This is a genomic window from Nesterenkonia sp., assembly GCF_029265375.1.
GTDB lineage: Bacteria > Actinomycetota > Actinomycetes > Actinomycetales > Micrococcaceae > Nesterenkonia.
This window is the reverse complement of the sequence record NZ_JAJUJJ010000003.1, coordinates 126358-144741: the sequence shown is the minus strand read 5'-3', so window position 1 is coordinate 144741 and position 18384 is coordinate 126358. Positions and strand designations below refer to the sequence as shown.

At 68.4% G+C, this 18384-nt stretch carries 19 protein-coding genes; 4 read left to right on the top strand and 15 right to left on the bottom strand.

Features of this window, described 5'->3' with window-relative positions; all coding sequences use genetic code 11:
* Positions 1–7 precede the first annotated feature (7 nt).
* The 6 genes from Q1K09_RS02355 to pdhA form a co-directional block, all read right to left on the bottom strand.
* Entirely contained in the window at positions 8–868 is an 861-nt protein-coding gene (locus Q1K09_RS02355) for a 3-hydroxyacyl-CoA dehydrogenase family protein (RefSeq protein WP_300342872.1), read from the bottom strand.
* Complete coding sequence (locus Q1K09_RS02350; RefSeq protein WP_300342871.1) at positions 861–1649, bottom strand: enoyl-CoA hydratase/isomerase family protein; 789 nt, start codon at positions 1647–1649, stop codon at positions 861–863. The genes Q1K09_RS02355 and Q1K09_RS02350 overlap by 8 nt, the downstream gene beginning before the upstream one ends.
* Positions 1650–1672: 23 nt before the next feature.
* Positions 1673–2875, bottom strand: a complete 1203-nt coding sequence (locus Q1K09_RS02345; protein ID WP_300342869.1) for an acetyl-CoA C-acyltransferase — start codon at positions 2873–2875, stop codon at positions 1673–1675.
* Between the two features lie 92 nt (positions 2876–2967).
* A complete protein-coding gene (locus Q1K09_RS02340; RefSeq protein ID WP_300342915.1) occupies positions 2968–4395 on the bottom strand; it encodes a dihydrolipoamide acetyltransferase family protein in 1428 nt (475 codons plus the stop codon).
* Positions 4392–5423 carry a transketolase C-terminal domain-containing protein gene (locus Q1K09_RS02335; RefSeq protein WP_300342867.1) on the bottom strand — a complete coding sequence of 344 codons (1032 nt, stop codon included), beginning with the start codon at positions 5421–5423 and terminating at the stop codon, positions 4392–4394. The genes Q1K09_RS02340 and Q1K09_RS02335 overlap by 4 nt, the downstream gene beginning before the upstream one ends.
* Complete coding sequence (pdhA, locus tag Q1K09_RS02330) at positions 5423–6625, bottom strand: pyruvate dehydrogenase (acetyl-transferring) E1 component subunit alpha (RefSeq protein ID WP_300342913.1); 1203 nt, start codon at positions 6623–6625, stop codon at positions 5423–5425. Before pdhA ends, Q1K09_RS02335 begins: the two co-directional genes overlap by 1 nt.
* A 239-nt stretch (positions 6626–6864) precedes the next feature.
* Between pdhA and Q1K09_RS02325 the strand changes: the two genes are divergently transcribed.
* The 3 genes from Q1K09_RS02325 to Q1K09_RS02315 all read left to right on the top strand — a co-directional run bounded on the left by Q1K09_RS02325 (position 6865) and on the right by Q1K09_RS02315 (position 9925).
* Entirely contained in the window at positions 6865–7332 is a 468-nt protein-coding gene (locus Q1K09_RS02325; RefSeq protein ID WP_300342865.1) for an Lrp/AsnC family transcriptional regulator, read from the top strand.
* 90 nt (positions 7333–7422) lie between these two features.
* On the top strand, positions 7423–9546 hold the full coding sequence (gene paaZ / locus Q1K09_RS02320) for a phenylacetic acid degradation bifunctional protein PaaZ (RefSeq protein ID WP_300342863.1): 2124 nt from the start codon (positions 7423–7425) through the stop codon (positions 9544–9546).
* 142 nt (positions 9547–9688) lie between these two features.
* A complete protein-coding gene (locus Q1K09_RS02315; RefSeq protein WP_300342861.1) occupies positions 9689–9925 on the top strand; it encodes an addiction module protein in 237 nt (78 codons plus the stop codon).
* Positions 9926–9991: 66 nt separating this feature from the next.
* Here the strand turns inward: Q1K09_RS02315 and Q1K09_RS02310 are convergent, their stop codons facing one another.
* The 9 genes from Q1K09_RS02310 to paaI all read right to left on the bottom strand — a co-directional run bounded on the left by Q1K09_RS02310 (position 9992) and on the right by paaI (position 17384).
* Positions 9992–10762 carry an enoyl-CoA hydratase/isomerase family protein gene (locus tag Q1K09_RS02310; RefSeq protein WP_300342859.1) on the bottom strand — a complete coding sequence of 257 codons (771 nt, stop codon included), beginning with the start codon at positions 10760–10762 and terminating at the stop codon, positions 9992–9994.
* A 15-nt stretch (positions 10763–10777) separates the two neighbouring features.
* A complete protein-coding gene (gene paaE, locus Q1K09_RS02305) occupies positions 10778–11959 on the bottom strand; it encodes a 1,2-phenylacetyl-CoA epoxidase subunit PaaE (RefSeq protein ID WP_300342858.1) in 1182 nt (393 codons plus the stop codon).
* Positions 11959–12498: a 1,2-phenylacetyl-CoA epoxidase subunit PaaD gene (gene paaD, locus Q1K09_RS02300; RefSeq protein WP_300342857.1), complete on the bottom strand. Its 540-nt coding sequence runs from the start codon at positions 12496–12498 to the stop codon at positions 11959–11961. Before paaD ends, paaE begins: the two co-directional genes overlap by 1 nt.
* A gap of 12 nt (positions 12499–12510) precedes the next feature.
* Positions 12511–13347 carry a 1,2-phenylacetyl-CoA epoxidase subunit PaaC gene (gene paaC, locus Q1K09_RS02295; protein WP_300342855.1) on the bottom strand — a complete coding sequence of 279 codons (837 nt, stop codon included), beginning with the start codon at positions 13345–13347 and terminating at the stop codon, positions 12511–12513.
* The gene (gene paaB, locus Q1K09_RS02290) at positions 13344–13697 is read right to left on the bottom strand and encodes a 1,2-phenylacetyl-CoA epoxidase subunit PaaB (RefSeq protein ID WP_300342854.1); all 354 of its coding nucleotides are present in this window, start codon (positions 13695–13697) and stop codon (positions 13344–13346) included. Before paaB ends, paaC begins: the two co-directional genes overlap by 4 nt.
* A 35-nt stretch (positions 13698–13732) precedes the next feature.
* The gene (gene paaA / locus Q1K09_RS02285; protein ID WP_300342852.1) at positions 13733–14773 is read right to left on the bottom strand and encodes a 1,2-phenylacetyl-CoA epoxidase subunit PaaA; all 1041 of its coding nucleotides are present in this window, start codon (positions 14771–14773) and stop codon (positions 13733–13735) included.
* Between the two features lie 67 nt (positions 14774–14840).
* Positions 14841–15464 (bottom strand): TetR/AcrR family transcriptional regulator, encoded by a 624-nt coding sequence (locus Q1K09_RS02280; protein WP_300342850.1) that lies wholly within the window; start codon positions 15462–15464, stop codon positions 14841–14843.
* 62 nt (positions 15465–15526) lie between these two features.
* The gene (paaK, locus tag Q1K09_RS02275) at positions 15527–16942 is read right to left on the bottom strand and encodes a phenylacetate--CoA ligase PaaK (RefSeq protein ID WP_300342848.1); all 1416 of its coding nucleotides are present in this window, start codon (positions 16940–16942) and stop codon (positions 15527–15529) included.
* 19 nt (positions 16943–16961) lie between these two features.
* On the bottom strand, positions 16962–17384 hold the full coding sequence (gene paaI / locus Q1K09_RS02270) for a hydroxyphenylacetyl-CoA thioesterase PaaI (RefSeq protein WP_300342846.1): 423 nt from the start codon (positions 17382–17384) through the stop codon (positions 16962–16964).
* Positions 17385–17488: 104 nt separating this feature from the next.
* On the opposite strand from paaI, the gene gluQRS reads away from it, so the two are divergent.
* Positions 17489–18382 carry a tRNA glutamyl-Q(34) synthetase GluQRS gene (gene gluQRS / locus Q1K09_RS02265; RefSeq protein WP_300342844.1) on the top strand — a complete coding sequence of 298 codons (894 nt, stop codon included), beginning with the start codon at positions 17489–17491 and terminating at the stop codon, positions 18380–18382.
* The last annotated feature ends 2 nt before the right edge of the window (positions 18383–18384 follow it).

Genomic DNA, 18384 nt, shown 5'->3' with positions numbered 1-18384 from the left:
CCGCAGATCAGTCGGTGTAGCTGTAGAAGCCCCTGCCGGTTTTGCGGCCCAGCTCCCCGCGGGCCACCATGTCGCGCATCAGCTGGGGAGGCTCAAAGCGATCGCCCAGGGTGGAGTGAAGATACTCGGCGATCCCGAGGCGGACGTCCAGGCCGACGATATCGGTCAGCGCCAGCGGGCCGATGGGGAACTTATAGCCCAGCACCATCGCGTTGTCGATGTCTTCGGGCGAGGCCACGCCCTCCTCCACCATGCGGATAGCCTCCAGGCCGATGGCCACCCCCAGCCGGGAGGAGGCGAAGCCCGGTGCGTCCTTGACCACCACCGGTGTTTTGCCCAGTGCGGCCACCCAGTCCCGCGCCAGGGACTCCAGGTCATGGTGGGTCTGCTCGGCAAGAACCACCTCTACCAGCTTGGAGGCCGGCACCGGATTGAAGAAGTGCAGCCCGCAGAACCGCTCCGGGCGGCTGAGCTGCTCGGCCAGCTGGGTCACCGAGATCGAGGAGGTGTTGGTGGCCAGCCATGCCTCGGGATCCAGCTGCTCCTCGGCCTTCTGCAGGGAGGAGACCTTGATATCCCACTTCTCCGGCACCGCCTCGATGACCAGCTGGCAGTCGGCGAAGGCGGCATAGTCGGTGGAGGTGCTCAGCCCGGCAGTCCAGTCCTGCAGCGCACCGGTGATCTTGCCGCGGTCCAGGCTTGCTTCCAGATCGGAGGTGACGCGCTGGGCGGCAGCGGCTGCGGCGTCGTCGTCGATCTCCACCACCGTGACCTGCTCGGCTCCGGAGACCAGGAAGGCGTGGGCGATGCCGGCCCCCATCCTGCCGCCTCCCAATACGCCGATGCGGGAGGGAAGTGTCTCAGTCATTCTTCTCCTTGGTCTTTTTGCGGTCCAGGAATGCCTGCATGCGCTCGACCTTGGCCTGTGACTCGAACAGGATCGCCTGGGCCAGGTTGTCCACGTGGGGGTGAGCCTCCCGCGGCATGGCGAAGACCCGCTTGGAGACCTGAACCGCCAGCGGATCCTGGGCCGCGATCCGGTCGGCCAGCTCGTCAGCGGCGGTCAGGAGGTCCTCCGGCTCGTGGATGGCCGAGACCAACCCGTGCTGCAGCGCCTCTTCTGCGGAGAGGATCCGGCCGGCGAACAGCAGCTCCTTGGCCACCGACTCGCCGGCCAGCTCCTTGAGCCGCCAGAGCGCACCGGCGGCGGGGATGATCCCCAGGCCCGTCTCCGGCTGCCCGACTTTCACGCGCGGGGTGGCCAGGCGGAAGTCCGCGGCCCAGGCCAGCTCAGCGCCCCCGCCCAGGGCGTAGCCGTCGACGGCGGCGATGACCGGCATCGGAAGCTTGGCGATCCGGTCGAAGGCCGCAGAGTTGATGCCGCGCAGGGCGTCGTCCCGGCGGCGCTGCAGCAGCTGGCCGATATCAGCCCCGGAGGCGAAGATGCCCTTGCCCGCGGCCTCGGTTCCGGAGAGGATCAGGATCTTCGGGGCAGTCTCCAGGTGCTCACAGACGGCGTGGAGCTCGCCGATCATGGCGGCGTCGATGGCGTTGCGCACCTCAGGCCGGTTCAGCCGCGCATGCAGCCGGTCCTCCGATTCGGTGACGGTCAGTGCCTGGAAGTCTTCGGTATTCAGCATCTGGCTCATGATGTCCACCTCCGTGCGGATCCTCAGACCTTCTCCAGCAGCATCGCCGAGCCTTGACCCACGCCCACGCACATGGTGGCCAGGCCGCGGTCGAGGGAGTCGTCCTCCATGCGGCGGATCAGGCTGAGCACAATCCGCGACCCCGAGGAGCCCAGCGGGTGGCCCAGGGCGATCGCGCCGCCGTCGGTATTGACGATTTCTGGGTCCAGGCCCAGCCGGCGGATAGTGGCCAGCGACTGGGTGGCGAAGGCTTCGTTGAGCTCCACGGCCTCCAGATCCTCCAGACTCCAGCCGGTGCGCTCCAGGACCTTCTGCGTGGCAGGGACTGGGCCGATGCCCATAATGCGCGGGGGGACACCTGCGTTGGCCGAACCGGCGATCCTGGCGCGCGGGGTGAGCCCGTACTTCTCCACAGCCCGCTCCGAGGCCACGATGACCGCAGAGGCGCCGTCGTTCAGCGCCGAGGAGTTGCCGGCCGTGACCACGGAACCTCCGGGGACCACCGGACGCAGCCCGGCCAGGGCCTCCAGAGTGGTCTCCGGGCGCGGACCCTCATCGGTGTCCACCACTGTGACGGACCCTTTGCGTCCGGGCACCTCCACGGGAGTGATCTCCCGGGTGAGCCGGCCATTGGCTGCCGCGGCGGCCGCCCGCTGCTGGGAGGCCAGGGCAAAGGCGTCGGCGTCCTCGCGGGAGATGCCGTCCACCCGGGCGACCTCCTCAGCGGTCTCCGGCATGGAGTAGGTCCGGCCCTCATGCTCGAGGTGCTTCGGATTGACGAACCGCCAGCCGATGGAGGTGTCCGCCACCTCGCCGGGACGGGAGAAGGGCTTCTCCGGCTTGGCCATCACCCAGGGGGCGCGGGACATCGACTCCACTCCGCCGGCCACCACCAGATCGGCCGCGCCGGCGGCGATCATATGCTGGGCCTGGGCGATGGCGGACATTCCGGAGGCGCACAGCCGGTTGACGGTGATGCCCGGCACGGTCTCCTCGAAGCCGGCCAGCAGCCACGCCATGCGGGCCACATTGCGGTTCTCCTCGCCGGCGCCGTTGGCGTTGCCGAGGATCACCTCATCCACCTCGGCCGAAGGAATCCCGGAATCCTCGACCACCCGGCGGATCACCAGGGCGGCGAGGTCATCAGGCCGCACCGAAGACAGTGCCCCGCCGTAGCGGCCCACTGGGGTGCGGGTTCCAGAGACGAGAAAAGCAGCTGGTGCCACGGCTGAAGCCCTCCGATTTACTGACCGATCGTTCACTAATGCGTTCTTAGCCTGTCACGAAGGGGCTATGAGGTCAATCACAGCACCCCGGCTCAGAGATCGGCCAGCGCCGCAGCGGGATTCTCCATGCAGGTGGCCACATAGTTCAGGAAGCCGCCGGCCGCTCCGCCGTCGCAGACGCGGTGGTCGAAGGCGATGGTCAGTGTGGTCACCTTCCGCACGGCCAGTTCGCCGTCCACCACCCACGGGCGGTCCATGATCCGGCCGATGCCCAGGATCCCGGCCTCCGGGTGATTGATGATCGGGGTGGCGCCGTCGGAGCCGAAGACCCCGTAGTTGTTCACGGTGAACGTGCCGCCGGAGAGCTCCTTGCCGGAGAGCCGGCCCTCCCGGGCCGCCTCGGCCAGCCGCCGGATCTCGGCGTGCAGGTCCCGCGCCGAGAGCTGGTGGGCCTCACGCACCACAGGCACCACCAGGCCGGTCTCGGTCTGGGCGGCGAAGCCCAGATTGATGCCGTCGAGGTGGACGATCTGCTGGCCGGAGTCGGTGTCCTCGATCCGGGAGTTCAGCTCGGGGAACCGCTGCAGGCCGGCGATGACGAACCGGGAGAGGAATGCCAGCACCGAGGGTGCCTGCTGATCGGCTGACTTCAGCTCGCTGCGCAGCTCAAGCAGCTTGGTCACGTCGACGTCCTGCCAGACCGTTGCCTCAGGGATCTCCGTGCGGGACTGGGAGAGCTTGGTGGCGATCGCCCTGCGGATACCGGTCACCGGCACCCGCTGGCGCACCGCGAGCCCGGTGTGCGGATCGGTGTCGCCTGCTGAGGCCTCCGGGGCAGGGCTGTCAACCGCCGGGGCAGAGCTGGGTGCGGCCGCATCGGCGGCGGCTGTGACATCGGCGCGCATGATCAGACCGCCGGGGCCGGTCCCGGAGATCTGGCGCAGGTCCACGCCGTGCTCGCGGGCCAGGCGGCGCACCAGGGGAGAGGACACCCGCGGTGCCTTGGCCGGCGTCGCGGACGGATCGTGTGCCTCCGGCTGTGCGGATTTCGCGGTCTGGGATGTGCTCGGGGACTGGGCTGCCGCCTGTTCGCGCTCGCGGCGGCGACGGCGGCGGGAGCCGGTGGTCTCCGAGGTTCCGTAGCCGATGAGCACATTCCCCGAACCGGAGGATTTCTCCGCCGCGGCCCCGCCGTCGTCCGGGATGGCGGTGCCGGCGCGCTCCTCCTCGCGGTAGGACAGGGCTCCGGCGTCCTCACCGGCGGCGGCCGGGGCATCGTCTGCGGTGCGCACAGTGATCAGCGGCTTGCCGACCTCAAGGGTCTCGCCGACTTCGCCGTGCAGGGTCTCCACAGTGCCCTCATAGGGGCAGGGCACCTCCACCGCGGACTTCGCGGTCTCCACCTCGGCGATCGGCTGGTCCACGGAGACGGTGTCCCCCTCAGCGACCAGCCAGCTCAGCAGAGTGGCTTCGGTGAGGCCTTCGCCCAGGTCAGGCAGGTTGAACGTGGTCATGCTCAGTCCTCCCACTGAAGGTCGTCGAGGGCGTCGAGGATCCTGTCCACATCGGGCAGGTGGTGCTCCTCCAGCTTCGGGGCCGGATAGGGGATGTCGAAGCCGGTCACCCGCAGCACCGGGGAGGCGAGCGAATGGAAGCAGCGCTCCTGGATCCGGGCGGTGATCTCACTGGCCACTGAGGCGAAGCCCTGGGCCTCGGCGACGACGACGGCTCTGCCGGTCTTCTCCACGGTGGACTGCAGCGCGGCGTCGTCGAAGGGGACGATGCTGCGCAGATCCAGCACTTCGGCAGAGATTCCGTCCTCGGCGGCGACTTCGGCGGCCTTCAGCGCAGTCTCCACAGAGGGACCGTAGCTGATGATCGAGACGTCTGTGCCCTCCCGGGCGACGCGAGCGTTGGCCTCAGCCCCCACCCGGCGGTCCCCGGAGCCGGACTCGTACTCGGCGCGCAGGGCGGAGAGGTCCTCAGACTCCTTGGTCCAGTAGAGCTTCTTCGGCTCGAAGAAGACCACCGGATCCTCGGAGTCGATGGCCTCGCGCAGCATCAGGTAGGCATCGGCCACGGTGGCCGGGGTGAAGACCTTCAGGCCCGGCGTGTGGGCGTAGTAGGCCTCCGAGGAGTCGCAGTGGTGCTCGACTCCGCCGACGCCGCCGCCGTAGGGAATGCGGATCACAATGGGAAGCCGCACGGCCCCGCGGGTGCGGTTGGCCATCTTGGCGATGTGGCTGAAGATCTGCTCCAGAGCGGGGTAGGCGAAGGCGTCGAACTGCATCTCGATCACCGGGCGCATCCCGTTGATGGCCATACCCACCGCGGTGCCGGCAATCCCGGACTCCGCCAGGGGGGTGTCGAAGCAGCGGTCCTCGCCGAACCGCTTGGTCAGGCCGTCGGTGATGCGGAAGACCCCGCCCAGGGTGCCGACGTCTTCACCGAAGACCACCACAGAGGGATCGTTCTCCATGGCGTCGGACATGGCGGTGTTCAGCGCTGAGGCGAACGAGGTCGCCGTGCTTGCGGCAGCGGAGCTCATCAGGCAGTGCCTCCCTCTTCGGCGCGAGCCAGCTCATCGGCCAGCTGAGAACGCTGCTGGCGCAGCTGGGCCGTCGGCTCGGAATAGACGTGGTCGAAGAGCTCCAAGGGGTCGCCCTTGGGCTCGGCGGTCATCGCGGTGCGCAGCGAGGCGGCCACGCTTTCGGCGGTGGTGGAGAACTGCTCCTCGACGTCGCCGTCGAGCAGTCCCTTGCTGCTGAGGAAGGTGCGCATCCGCTTCAGCGGGTCTTTGCGCTTCCACTGCTCGACCTCCTCTGAGTCCCGGTAGCGGGTGGCGTCATCGGCGTTGGTGTGCGCCTGCATGCGGTAGGTGACCGCCTCCACCAGCAGCGGCATAGAGTGCTCCCGGGCCAGGTGCACGGCGCGGCGCAGCACCGCCAGCACGGCGACCATGTCATTGCCGTCCACCTGCTCGCCGGCCATGCCGTAGCCGATGGCCTTATGCGCCAGCGAGGGGGCGGCCGACTGATGCGACAGCGGCACCGAGATGGCGTAGCCGTTGTTCTGGACGAAGAAGACCACCGGCACCTCGAAGACTGCGGCGAAGTTCAGGGCCTCGTGGAAGTCACCCTCACTGGTGGCGCCGTCGCCGCACATGGCCAGCACCACAGTGTCCTCGCCGCGCAGCTTGGCCGCGTGAGCCACACCCACCGCGTGCAGCAGCTGGGTGGTCAGGGGGGTGGACATCGCACCGACCCGATAGGCGGTGGGATCGTAGCCGCAGTGCCAGTCGCCGCGGAAGGAGACCATGACATCCAGCGGGTCCACGCCGCGAGTGATCACGGCCACGCTGTCCCGGTAGGTGGGGAACATCCAGTCACCCTCGCCCAGGCACAGGGCGGCGCCGACCTGGCAGGCCTCCTGTCCGTGGGATGAGGGGTAGACGGCCATCCGGCCCTGACGGACCAGAGCGTAGTTCTGATCATTGATCCGGCGTCCGGCCACCAGGGACTCATAGGCCTTCAGCAGCACCTCGTCCTCCGGGATCGGGTACTCGTGGCCGGGGCCGGTGCCCTGCTGGTCCTCCGGCACCAGGGTGCCCTCCGGGGAGAGCATCCGGATCTGCTGCTGAGCCGGGAGCATGTACTGCTCCGGGGTGATCCCGAAGGAGCGGCTTGCCTCCACAATGCGGGTGGCCTGCTCGGCCTTCGGGTGCCCGGGCTCGGAGGCCGAGCCGCCCATCGGCGCTGCGTCCTGCGGGCCCGGCGGCGGGGTGCCGGGCGAGGTCTCGTCGGCGGTGCTCTCGGTCATGCTGCCTCCCAATCTGCACATGTGACCTGGACCATAGATGGCCCTAGTCTGGCGGATCTCCGGGATGTCTGCCACATTCTGCCGATTTTGCAGACTTGTTCTTCTGTCAGCGGCGGTTTGCCAGACAATTTGTCGCCATGTGGGCACAATTCGGTGCTAGTGTCCAACTCATGAAAACCCTGGACTCCACTGATCATGCCCTGCTGGCCGCTCTGAGCCGCGATGCGCGAGCCTCCGTCACCGCCCTGGCCGAGGAGCTCCACCTCTCCCGCGCCAATGCCTATGACCGGATCGCCCAGCTGCGCGCCTGCGGTGTGCTTCAGGGCTACACCGCGCGCATCGACGCTCGCGCCGCCGGGCTGGAGACGGCCGCCTATGTGTTCGTGACGCTGAAGCAGGACGATTGGGAGGTGCTGCGGGCGGCGCTGGCCGAAGAGCCGGCGGTGCGGCACCTGGCGCTGGTGGGTGGTCAGTACGATGCCGTGCTGCTGGTGCGCACCCGCACAGTGGAGGAGCTGCGCAGGGTGATCTTCGAGCGCATCCAGCCCCTGCAGTGCGTCCAGAGCACCCAGACGGCGCTGATCTTCGATGACCACACCCAGCATCTGCATCCGGTGCCGGAGGATCGGGACAGGTGATGCGCTGTGACCTGCAGCACGGTAGGATGCCCATAAATACTGACCGATCGGTCAGTAGTGTGTGTTCGGTGAAGGAGAGGTAACCACGCCATGACTGCTGCCCCCACGGAGACGACCAGCCGCGCCGAAGCCCCGGTCCTGCCCAGCTACATCGCCGGGGAGTGGTGGACCCCCCAGGCACCGGAGCGAATCGCGGAGATCCGAGACGCATCCACCGGCCAGCCTGTCTGCTCAGTCAGCACCGACGGCTTGGACACGGCCGCCGCCGTGGACTACGCCCGCACCGTGGGTCAGGCCGGACTCGGGGAGCTGACCTTCCACCAGCGCGCCCTGCGCCTGAAGCAGCTGGCGCTTTTCCTCAGCGAGCACAAGGAGCCGCTCTACGAGCTCTCGGACAAGACCGGAGCCACTCGCAAAGACCACCTGATCGACGTCGACGGCGGCATCGGCACCCTCTTCGCCTACTCCTCCAAGGCGCGCAAGGAGCTGCCGAACTCGAACGTGATCATCGACGGCGCGGTCGAGCAGCTCTCGCGCGACGGCAGCTTCATCGGTGAGCACATCTACACCCGCCTGACCGGCGTGGCGGTGCAGATCAACGCCTTCAACTTCCCGGTGTGGGGCATGCTGGAGAAATTCGCCCCCAGCTTCATCGCCGGTGTGCCGACCATCGTCAAGCCCGCCAGCCAGACGGCCTACGTCACCGAAGCCTGTGTGCGGCTGATGCTGGACTCCGGTCTGCTGCCCGAAGGGTCCCTGCAGTTGATCTCCGGTTCAGCCCGGGATCTGCTGGACCACCTGGACCACCGGGACCATGTGGCGTTCACCGGTTCCGCCGGCACCGCCCAGACGCTGCGTTCCCACCCCAGCGTGCAGCAGCAGGGAGTCCGGTTCACCGCGGAGACCGACTCGCTCAATGCCGCCATCCTGGGGCCCGACGCCGGGCCCGGCACCCCTGAGTTCGACGCCTTCATCAAGGCCGTGGTGCAGGAGATGACGGTCAAGGCCGGCCAGAAGTGCACCGCCATCCGCCGCACGATTGTGCCCAGCGAGCACGTCGATGCCGTAGTGGACGCCCTGCGCGCCCGGGTGGAGTCCCGCGCGGTGCTGGGTGATCCGCGCGATGCGGACACCACCGTGGGCGCGCTGGCCTCGAAGGACCAGCAGCAGGAGGTCTCCTCTGCGGTGCAGCGGCTGGTCCAGGCCGGCGGAGAAGTCTGCTTCGGCGGCCCGGAGGCTCTGGGGGCGCTCGCCGGCGCTGACCAGGGCGCGTTCTTCCCGGTGACCGCCCTGAAGTTCAGCCGGTCCCGCACTCCGGAGGTGCACCAGGTGGAGGCTTTCGGGCCGGTGACCTCGGTGCTGGGCTACTCGGACATCGACGACGCCGTGGACCTTGCCGCTCTGGGCGGCGGATCCCTGGTGGCCACTGTATGCACCCACGATCCGCAGATCGCCGCGGAGTTCGTCCGCGGCATCGGATCCCACCACGGGCGGGTGCACCTGCTGGACCGCGACGACGCGAAGACCTCCACCGGCCACGGCTCTCCGCTGCCGCACCTGGTCCACGGCGGGCCCGGCCGCGCCGGCGGGGGAGAGGAGCTGGGCGGTATGCGCGGGGTGAAGCACTATATGCAGCGCACCGCCATCCAGGGCACCCCGGATCTGCTCACCGGCATCACCGGGGTGTGGCACCGGGGAGCGAAGGCTCGCACGGCCACACCGGAATCAGTGGCCTCCGGAGAGGCCGTGCATCCGTTCCGCAAGCCTCTGGCCGAGCTGCGGATCGGAGATCAATTCGCCTCCGGCCTGCGCGAGGTGCGGCTGGAGGACATCGAGGCCTTCGCCGAGTCCACCGGGGACACCTTCTACGCCCACACCAATGAGGAAGCCGCCACGGCCAACCCGTTCTTCCCCCGCCGGGTGGCCCACGGCTACCTGCTGGTCTCCTGGGCGGCAGGCCTGTTCGTGGAGCCCGCCCCAGGGCCGGTGCTGGCGAACACGGGCCTGGAGAACCTCAGCTTCCTCACGCCGGTCACCTATGGCGACTCGATCCGGGTGACCCTGACGGCCAAGCAGATCACCCCGCGAGAGACCGATGACTACGGTGAGGTCCGCTGGGACACCGTGCTGCACAACCAGAATGATGAGATCGTCGCCACCTACGATGTGCTGACCCGCGTGGCCAAGGAGGTGCCCGACTGGGCTGAGCAGTGAGCGAGTTTCTTAGCGGGCGGTTCACCGGTTCGGCTCCGAGGACCGCGCGGTAGAACTCGGTGCACACTCAGTTTCGCGGGCACATCAGCTGAGTCTCGTCGGCTTCAGGCGTATGTCGGCCGTTCGACGTACTCTGGAAGACATGACACCGGAGACCGCGACTCTGATCCGAGACGGGCTCGCGCTCGATGCCGATCAGCGCGCGGTCGTTGCCAACGCTCTGCTCGAAAGCCTCCACGACGCAGATGACACGAGCGACGTCGATGCCGCCTGGCGCGCCGAAGCCACCCGGCGACTGGCCGAGGCACGCGTCGGTGTCGTCGTGCCGGTGGATGCCGACGAGCACTACGCCCGTCTGCGCGCCTCGCTCACCGAATGACCCCGCCACAGCGGGAACAACCCGAAGCCTATGGGGCTCAGCTCACCAGCCCGTCCGGGGACAGCTCTACCGACCTTCAAAGCGGGGCTTGCGCTTTGCCTGGAAGGCGGCGAAGCCTTCGGCGTAGTCCTCGGTGGAGCACAGGGCCGCCTGGGCGCGATTCTCGGCATCCAGGGACTCCCACAGGCCGACCCGTTCATCACGAATCTGGGCCACCAGCTTCTTCGAGGCCCGGAAGGCTTCGGTGGCGCCGGCCGCAGCCTTCTGGGCCTTCTGGACGGTGAAGTCCACCAGCTCCTCGGCCGGCACGGCACGGGAGAACAGGCCGGAGGCGACGGCTTCCGCGCCGCTGATCAGCTCAGCGGTGTAGATCAGATCCAGGGTGCGGTGGGCGCCGAGGCGCTCCACAAAGAGTGCGTGACCCCCGGAGTCCAGGGTGGCGCCCAGGGAGGCGAAGGGTGAGCCGATCTTGGCATTCTCGGCCACGTAGACCACATCGGTGGCGATGGCCAGGCCCAGACCCACGCCCAGGCAGGCGCCGTGGACCGCAGCGAAGGTCGGGGCGGGGAACTCAGCCATCCGCCGCAGCAGCGGGGTGACCTTCCCGCCCAGGTAGCCCATTACGTCATCGGTGGCCGGATCGACGGCGGAGATATCGCGGCCGGCGCAGAAGCCGCGGCCCTCCCCGCGCAGCATGAGGGCCCGCACCCCGGCCGCCTCCGCCTGGCAGTAGGCGTCGTCGAGCTCGGAGAGTGCCTCTTCGTTCAGTGCGTTGAGCTTCTCCGGCGCATTGAGCACCACTTCAGCCACGTCGCCGTCGATCCTCAGGTCAATCATCGCAGTGCTCCTCATTCAGGCGTCGTAGTCGACCACAAGCTTCTCGGAGGTCGGGCGGGTCTGGCAGGTCAGCACATAGCCGGCCTGCAGCTCGTCGGCCTCCAGCGCGTAGTTCTCTTCCATCTCGAACTCGCCGGAGACCACCTTGGCCCGGCAGGTGCCGCAGACTCCGCCGGCGCAGGCGAAGGGCACATCCGAGCGGGAGCGCAGCGCAGCATTGAGCACAGTCTCCCGGGCGCTGACCGGGGAGCTGACCTGCCCGGTGAGCCCGTCCAGGGTGAACTCGATCTCCACCTGCTTGCCTTCAGGGTCTGCGGCGACGCTGCGGCCCTGATGACCGGCCGGACGGTCGGGTCGTCCGGTGGTGAACAGTTCGAAGCGCACCTTCTCGGCCGGCACGCCCCGGGAGGCAAGCTCGTCGCGGACCAGCTGCACCAGCTCGAAGGGACCGCAGAGGAACCATTCGTCGGTCTCTTCGGTGCGCAGCACATGATCCAGTAGGGAGCGCAGCTTCTCAGCATCGATGCGTCCGGTCAGCAGCGGGTTGAGCCGCTGCTCGCGCGAGAGCACGTGGTGGACGGCGAACCGAGAGGGGTAGCGGTCCTTCAGGTCGCCGATCTCCTCGGCGAACATCACATCGGCGGCTGAGCGGTTGGCGTAGACCAGGTCGAAGCTCGCCTTCTCCGAGGCCTGAAGCACCGAGCGGGCGATCGCCATAATCGGAGTGATGCCGGATCCGGCGGCAAAGGCGACCAGCCTGGCATCGGCCCGCCGGGCCACGGCGTCCTCGGCCAGGGACTCCGGGCTGTTCATGGAGGTGATGGCCGTCTTGGACACGAAGGCCCCTGAGGGGTTCATCACCTCCAGAGTGTCGCCTGGCTTCAGCTGCTCATTGGCCCAGGTGGAGAACAGCCCGCCGATGTCACGCTTGATCGCCACGCGGATCTCACCGGGCACCGGCTCGGTGCAGATGGAGTAGGAGCGGCGGACTTCCTGGCCCTCGATCTCAGCCCGCAGCGCCACATACTGGCCCGGCGCGTAGTCGAAGTCGTCCTGCAGATGCTCCGGGACCGCGAAGGTGACCTCCACCGAGTCCTCCGTCAGCCGCCGCACATCGGCGACCCGGAGGGTGTTGAAGGTGGCACGACGGCGTGCCGGAGCGTCGGGCTGCGAGGCCCGGGGAGTCTCTACGGTCATTACAGCACCTTGAAGTAGTCGAAGGGTTCCAGGCAGCTGCGGCACTGGTACAGGGCTTTGCAGGCGGTGGAGCCGAACCGGGCCAGCTCCTTGGTGTCCAGCGAGTCGCACCGGGGGCATTTCACGCTCAGCCCCACCGGAATGGGGCCTTCGCGCACCGGGGCTGAGCCGGTGGGCGGTGTGATGCCGTAGGCGCGCAGCTTCTCCTTTCCCTCCTCGGTCATCCAGTCTGTGGTCCAGGAGGGTTTCAGGACGGTCTGCACCTCTACGGGGTCGTAGCCCTGGTGCCGAAGTGCGGCGGAGACGTCCTCGGTGATGGTGTCCATGGCCGGGCACCCGGAGTAGGTGGGGGTGATCACGACGACGGCGCCGCCGTCGTCGGTGGCCGCGGCGGCGCGCAGAATGCCCAGGTCTGCGATGCTGAGCACCGGAATCTCGGGGTCGTTGACCCTGGCTGCGGCGTCCCAGACCCTGGCGTCGGCCTCAGCAGTGGGCCGCACGCCGTCGGGGCTCAGCCGGGCAGCGTTGGTGGTGGCCACTGGATCCTCCTTTCACCAGGTGGCGCCGGGGTGCTGACGGGCCAGCACCTGCATCTCCGCCAGGATGTAGCCGCGGTGCTCAGAGAACCGGCCGGTGCGGTCTGCGCCGTAGGCTCCCTTGACCTCCGGCACGGTGAGGCCGGCCTCCTCAATGACGGTCCTCAGGCGCTGCATCACCGGCTCGCGCAGGCTGGAGGGCAGGACGGCGATGTCCGCTTCGGCCAGCTGGGTGGTCGGGTCGACGTCGACGAACAGCTCCTCCACATAGGCCCAGACATCCTCCAGTCCGGCCTGCATCCGCCGGTGCGACTCCTCGGTGCCGCCGCCCAGGCGCCTGACCCACTGGGCGGCGTGATCCTGGTGGTAGTCGACCTCTTTGAGCGCCTTGTCGGCGATGGCCGCCAGGGTCTCATCAGCGGAGTCCACCAGCCGGCTGTAGAGCTCCCGGGCGTAGAAGCTGAAGATCAGCTGGCGGGCGATGGTCTTGCCGAAGTCGCCGTTGTCCTGCTCCACCAGGCGGACGGAGCGGAACTCCTCCTCATCCCGGAAGTAGGCCAGATCGTCCTCAGTCTTGCCCCAGGCGGAGCCGGCATAGGTCAGGAAGAACCGGGCGTGGCCCAGCAGGTCCAGGGCGATGTTGCCCAGGGCGATGTCCTCCTCCAACTCCGGGGCGCGGGAGATCCACGCCCCCAGGCGCTGGGCCAGCATCAGCGAGTCATCTCCGAGCATCAGCGCGTAGCGGGCGGTGGCCTCATCGGCGCTGGCCCCGCTGGAGCGCAGCTCCTCCGGGGTGATGGCCTGGCCCACGGAGATGCGGGTGGCCGAGTCCTGGGAGGTGAATCCGCTCATAGGTGCGGCACCCCCTCGGACTGCGTGTAGTAGGTGGCATGCCGGTAGGCCTTGCCCTGCGGGGATTCGAAGAAGCCGCCCTTGGAGTCCGGGTCCGAGGCGGTGATCTCCGCGGCCGGAACCACCCAGATGGAGGTGCCCTCATTGCGCCGGGTGTAGAGATCCCGGGCATTGCGCAGCGCCATGCTGGCGTCCGGGGCGTGCAGGGACCCGGCGTGGACATGAGAGAGTCCGCGCGCGCTGCGCACAAAGACCTCCCACAGCGGCCAGGCGCTGCGGTCCGCGGGATCGGTCGCTACCACGCCGCCGGCGGGGATCTCTTCAGTGCCCTCAGGGGTCTTATCCGGCATGAATGACCTCTTCTCTGATTCGGTGTGCGAAAAGCTCAGGCGCTCAGCAGCGCGGTCTCCCGCGCCTGGGCGTCCTGCTTGGCGGCGTAGGCGGCTGCGGCTTCGCGCACCCACGCACCCTCGTCCCGGGCCCGGCGGTAGTGGGCGAGGCGCTGGTGGTTCAGCGGCCCGTTGCCCTTGACCACGGAGAAGAACTCATCCCAGTCCAGCTCGCCGAAGTCGTAGTGCCCGCGCTCCTCGTTCCACTTCAGATCCGGGTCCGGAAGCGTCAGGCCCAGGGCCTCGGCCTGGGGAACGATCATGTCCACAAACCGCTGGCGCAGCTCGTCATTGGAGAACCGCTTGATGTTCCAGGCCATGGACTGCTGCGAGTTCGGCGACTCGTCGTCCGGGGGACCGAACATCTGCAGGGCCGGGCCGTAGAACCGGTCCACAGCATCCTGAGCCATCTGCTTCTGCGCTTCAGTGCCGTGGGAGAGCGTATAGAGGATCTCCCAGCCCTGCCGCTGGTGGAAGGACTCCTCCTTGCAGATGCGCACCATCGCGCGTCCGTAGGGGCCGTATGAGGCCCGGCAGAGCGGGACCTGGTTGGTGATCGCCGCGCCGTCGACCAGCCAGCCGATGGCTCCGACGTCGGCCCAGGTGCGGGCCGGATAGTTGAAGATGGAGGAGTACTTGGCCTTGCCGGTGTAGAGCTGCTGGTACATCTCATCCCGGGAGGTGCCCAGGGTCTCGGCCGCCGAGTAGAGGTAGAGGCCGTGTCCGGCCTCGTCCTGCACTTTGGCCATCAGCACGGCCTTGCGCTTCAGCGACGGCGCACGGGTGATCCAGTTGCCTTCCGGCTGCATGCCGATGATCTCCGAATGGGCATGCTGCGACACCTGGCGCACCAGCGTCTTCCGGTAGTGATCAGGCATCCAGTCGCGCGGTTCGACGCGCTTGTCCTCAGCAATGAGCTCTTGGAACCGCTCCCAGCCCACGCGCGCCTCGTCGGCGGCGCGGCGTGCCTGTTCGGTGATCGGCTCGGCAGCGGCCTGGCTGCCGACCGCCTGCAGATGTGCCTGCTGTGCGGACATGGTCCACCTCCTGAATTACTGACCGTTCGTTCAGTATACCGAGGCGGTGTGACGTGCACAACCCTCTTCAGCGGCTGCGGCTGCGCAGTCCGTGCAGCAGCATCTCCACCACCGTCTCGGTCAGCGGGGCGGCAGAGTCGGCGCGCTCGGGCCGGTACCAGTCCACGATCGAATTGACCATGCCCATCGCCAGGCGTGAGGCGGTGCGCGCATCGATGTCGCTGCGCAGATCGCCGTCCTGCTGCGCCTGGCTGATCAGAGAGGCGATGCGCAGGGTGATCTCGCGGCGCCGGCGCAGGGCCGCAGACTCCAGCTCAGAGTTGCCGCGCAGCCGCAGCAGCAGGGTGACATAGGGCAGCGAGCGGGTCAGCACCTCCACTGAGCCGCGGATCACCGACTCCAGCTCCACCACCGCGGGGGCATTGAGGGCCTCCGCCTCGGCCACCACCTGCTCCAGCTCGCTCAGCGAGTGGCTCAGCGCGGCGTCGAGGATCTCCTCCTTGGACTTCACATGGTGGTAGATCGCAGATTTGGAGATCCCCAGCTCCTCGGCGAGCACTCCCATGGAGGTCGCCTCATAGCCGTGGCGGTTGAAGACCTCCACGCACACCCGCACCAGCGTGTCGCGGTCATAGCCGGGCCGCCCCCGTTTGGGAGCGCGCGGGGCGGCGGCAGCAGTATGTGGGTTCACGTCTCTTCCTTCGCCGGGCTGACCCATCGGACTCGGCTACCAGGGTAGCCGCCGCCCGCCGCTCACTTCGGCCGCTTGTCATAGACCCGGCGCAGCTTGCCGGAGGAGCGTGCCAGCGTATCCGGCTCGGCCACCTGGACCTCGCAGCTGCAGCCGATGGTGGTCTTGATCCGCTGCTGCAGCTCGGCTCCTGCGGCCTGCCCTTCCGCTGCGGAGACGTCCGGGCGCCGCTCGATGTGCACTGTCATCTGGTCCATCGTGCCCGGCCGGGTGATCTCCAGCTGGAAGTGCGGGGAGAGTCCGCTGATGCCCAGGGCGATCTCCTCGATCTGGGTGGGGAACAGGTTCACCCCGCGCAGGATGATCATGTCATCGGTGCGCCCGGTGATCCGGCCCATCCGCCGGTGGCCGGGGCGCACTGTTCCCGGCAGCAGGCGGGTCAGATCGTGGGTGCGGTACCGGATGATCGGCAGCGCCTCCTTGGTCAGGGTGGTGAACACCAGTTCGCCGTGCTGCCCGGTGGGCAGCACCTCCTCGGTCATCGGGTCGATGATCTCGGGCCGGAAGTGGTCCTCCCAGATGGTGGAGCCGTCCTTGCGCTCGGCAGACTCCCCGGCCACCCCGGGGCCCATCACCTCGGAGAGGCCGTAGATGTCGCAGGCGGTCATCCCGAAGGTCTTCTCGATCTCATGGCGCATCTCCTCCGTCCACGGCTCGGCGCCGAGGATCCCGACCTCCAGGGAGGTCTCGCGCGGATCGATGCCCGCGGCGGAGAAGGCGTCTGCCAGTGCCAGCAGGTAGGTGGGGGTGCACATGATCACCCGGGGCTGGAAGTCGGTGATCAGCTGCACCTGCTTCTCGGTCTGGCCTCCGGACATCGGCACAGCGGTGGCGCCCAGCTTCTCGATCCCGTAGTGGGCGCCGAGCCCGCCGGTGAACAGTCCGTATCCATAGGCGTTGTGCACCAGGTCTCCGGGCCGCGCTCCGGAGACGCGCATGCAGCGGGCCAGCAGAGTCGCCCACCGCTCGATGTCGCCTGCGGTGTAGCCGACCACTGTGGGCTTGCCGGTGGTCCCGGAGGAGGCGTGCACCCGCCGCAGCTGCTCCCGGGGCACAGCGAAGGCCTTGAACGGGTAGGCCCGGCGCAGAAACTCCTTATCGGTGAACGGAAACTTCGCCAGGTCCTCCAGCGACTGCAGGTCGCCCGGCCCCACCCCGTGGGCGTCATAGAGCTCGCGGTAGGCCGGCACATTCTCATAGGCGTGGCGGATGGTGGCCTGCAGCCGGCTCAGCTGCAGCTGTTCGATCTCCTCGCGGCTGAGCAGCTCCTCGCCGTCGGGCTCGGCCGCCGGAGTGGGGGCGGCGGCAGTGGTGCGATAGGCCCGGCTGACTGCGTTCTCCCGGGCGTGGGGGACCGGGGCCTCGGCGGCGCCGGTCTCAGCGGCGGGGGACTCGCCGGCGGCGGGTGCGGAGCTCATAGGGCGGATCACCTCGTACTCAGGGCTTGGGGATGGTGCGGGAGCGGCCGCGGAACACAGCCAGGAGCTCCTCATCACGGGTGACGACGACGTCGTAGACGCCGCTGCGGCCGGCCGAAGCCACCGGGAGGGCCTCAGCCACCAGAACATCGCCGATGCGGGCCGGCTTGATGAAGTTGATATCAGCACCGGAGGCCACTGTGATGGTCTGCTCGTCCCCGGCGGGGTCATTGCAGGCCATGGCGAAGCAGGTGTCAGCCAGCGCGAACATCATGCCGCCGTGGAGGATCTCGAATCCGTTGGTCATCTCCGGGCGCACTGTCATGCGCAGCTTGGCGTGGCCGGGCTCGGCCAGCAGAACCTCGACGCCGAGCCAGTCGCTGCACCGGTCGGTTTCCAGCATGACGTGGTGCGGCGCAGTCTCGGTGCGGACCTCGGGCATGGATGCTCCTCACATGATTTCCAGACCAATCGGTCAGTAAGTCAACTCAAGCACCGGCTCAACGTGATGTCAAGCACACTCGCTTCCGCCTCTAGGATGGGGCCATGACCGCCGGACGGTACGCGCCCAGCCCCTCAGGAGACCTGCATGTGGGCAATCTGCGCACCGCGGTCCTGGCCTGGCTCTTCGCCCGCTCCACGTCCCGGCCCCTGCTGCTGCGCTACGAGGACCTGGATGCGTCCCGGACGGTGACCGGCTCAGACCGGCGGCAGCGGGAGGACCTAGAGGCTGTGGGCATCAGCTTCGACGCCGAGCCGCTCTACCAGTCCCAGCGCAGCCGGGTCTACGACGACGCCGTCGCACAGCTTCGCCAGAGGGGGCTGGTCTATGAGTGCTTCTGCACCCGTCGCGAGATCCAGGAGGCTCCCCGGGCCCCGCACGCGCCTCCCGGGGCGTATCCGGGCACCTGCCGGCAGCTCAGCCCGGACCAGCGGAGACGCCGGGCGGCCCAGCGCCGCCCCGCGCTGCGGCTGCGAGCGGAGGTGGACGAGTACACCGTGACCGACCGGCTGCTGGGGCAGATCACCGCGGCGGTGGACGACGTCGTGCTGGTGCGCAATGACGGAACGGCCGCCTACAACCTGGCCGCAGTGGTCGATGACCAGCTCACCGGGGTGGACCAGGTGGTGCGCGCCGATGACCTGGCCGACTCCGCGCCCCGGCAGGCCTATCTGCGTGAGCTGCTGTACGGGGCTGAGGCGGCCCGGGCCGTGGAGTACGCCCATGTGCCGCTGGTGGTCAATGCCGAAGGCCGCCGGCTGGCCAAGCGTGACGGGGCGGTGACTCTGGAGCAGCTGGCCGAGCAGCAGGTGACCGCCGAGCAGGTTCGTGACCGGCTGCTGGTCTCCCTGGGGCTGCCGCCCGGACCGCTGCCTCAGGCGCTGGAGGCCTTTGATCCGGCTGCGCTGCCGGCCGAACCGTGGGTCTGGTCACTGTGAGG

What these genes read in the sequence shown, in the direction of transcription:
- Q1K09_RS02310 (WP_300342859.1), bottom strand. Translation starts at nt 10,762, where the DNA reads ATGATTGACCTGAGGATCGACGGCGACGTGGCTGAAGTGGTGCTCAAT.
- Q1K09_RS02350 (WP_300342871.1), bottom strand. Translation starts at nt 1,649, where the DNA reads ATGAGCCAGATGCTGAATACCGAAGACTTCCAGGCACTGACCGTCACC.
- Q1K09_RS02335 (WP_300342867.1), bottom strand. Translation starts at nt 5,423, where the DNA reads ATGAGCTCCGCTGCCGCAAGCACGGCGACCTCGTTCGCCTCAGCGCTG.
- paaB (WP_300342854.1), bottom strand. Translation starts at nt 13,697, where the DNA reads ATGCCGGATAAGACCCCTGAGGGCACTGAAGAGATCCCCGCCGGCGGC.
- paaZ (WP_300342863.1), top strand. Translation starts at nt 7,423, where the DNA reads ATGACTGCTGCCCCCACGGAGACGACCAGCCGCGCCGAAGCCCCGGTC.
- Q1K09_RS02325 (WP_300342865.1), top strand. Translation starts at nt 6,865, where the DNA reads ATGAAAACCCTGGACTCCACTGATCATGCCCTGCTGGCCGCTCTGAGC.
- Q1K09_RS02315 (WP_300342861.1), top strand. Translation starts at nt 9,689, where the DNA reads ATGACACCGGAGACCGCGACTCTGATCCGAGACGGGCTCGCGCTCGAT.
- paaC (WP_300342855.1), bottom strand. Translation starts at nt 13,347, where the DNA reads ATGAGCGGATTCACCTCCCAGGACTCGGCCACCCGCATCTCCGTGGGC.
- Q1K09_RS02355 (WP_300342872.1), bottom strand. Translation starts at nt 868, where the DNA reads ATGACTGAGACACTTCCCTCCCGCATCGGCGTATTGGGAGGCGGCAGG.
- pdhA (WP_300342913.1), bottom strand. Translation starts at nt 6,625, where the DNA reads ATGGGCGGCTCGGCCTCCGAGCCCGGGCACCCGAAGGCCGAGCAGGCC.
- paaA (WP_300342852.1), bottom strand. Translation starts at nt 14,773, where the DNA reads ATGTCCGCACAGCAGGCACATCTGCAGGCGGTCGGCAGCCAGGCCGCT.
- paaI (WP_300342846.1), bottom strand. Translation starts at nt 17,384, where the DNA reads ATGCCCGAGGTCCGCACCGAGACTGCGCCGCACCACGTCATGCTGGAA.
- paaK (WP_300342848.1), bottom strand. Translation starts at nt 16,942, where the DNA reads ATGAGCTCCGCACCCGCCGCCGGCGAGTCCCCCGCCGCTGAGACCGGC.
- paaE (WP_300342858.1), bottom strand. Translation starts at nt 11,959, where the DNA reads ATGACCGTAGAGACTCCCCGGGCCTCGCAGCCCGACGCTCCGGCACGC.
- gluQRS (WP_300342844.1), top strand. Translation starts at nt 17,489, where the DNA reads ATGACCGCCGGACGGTACGCGCCCAGCCCCTCAGGAGACCTGCATGTG.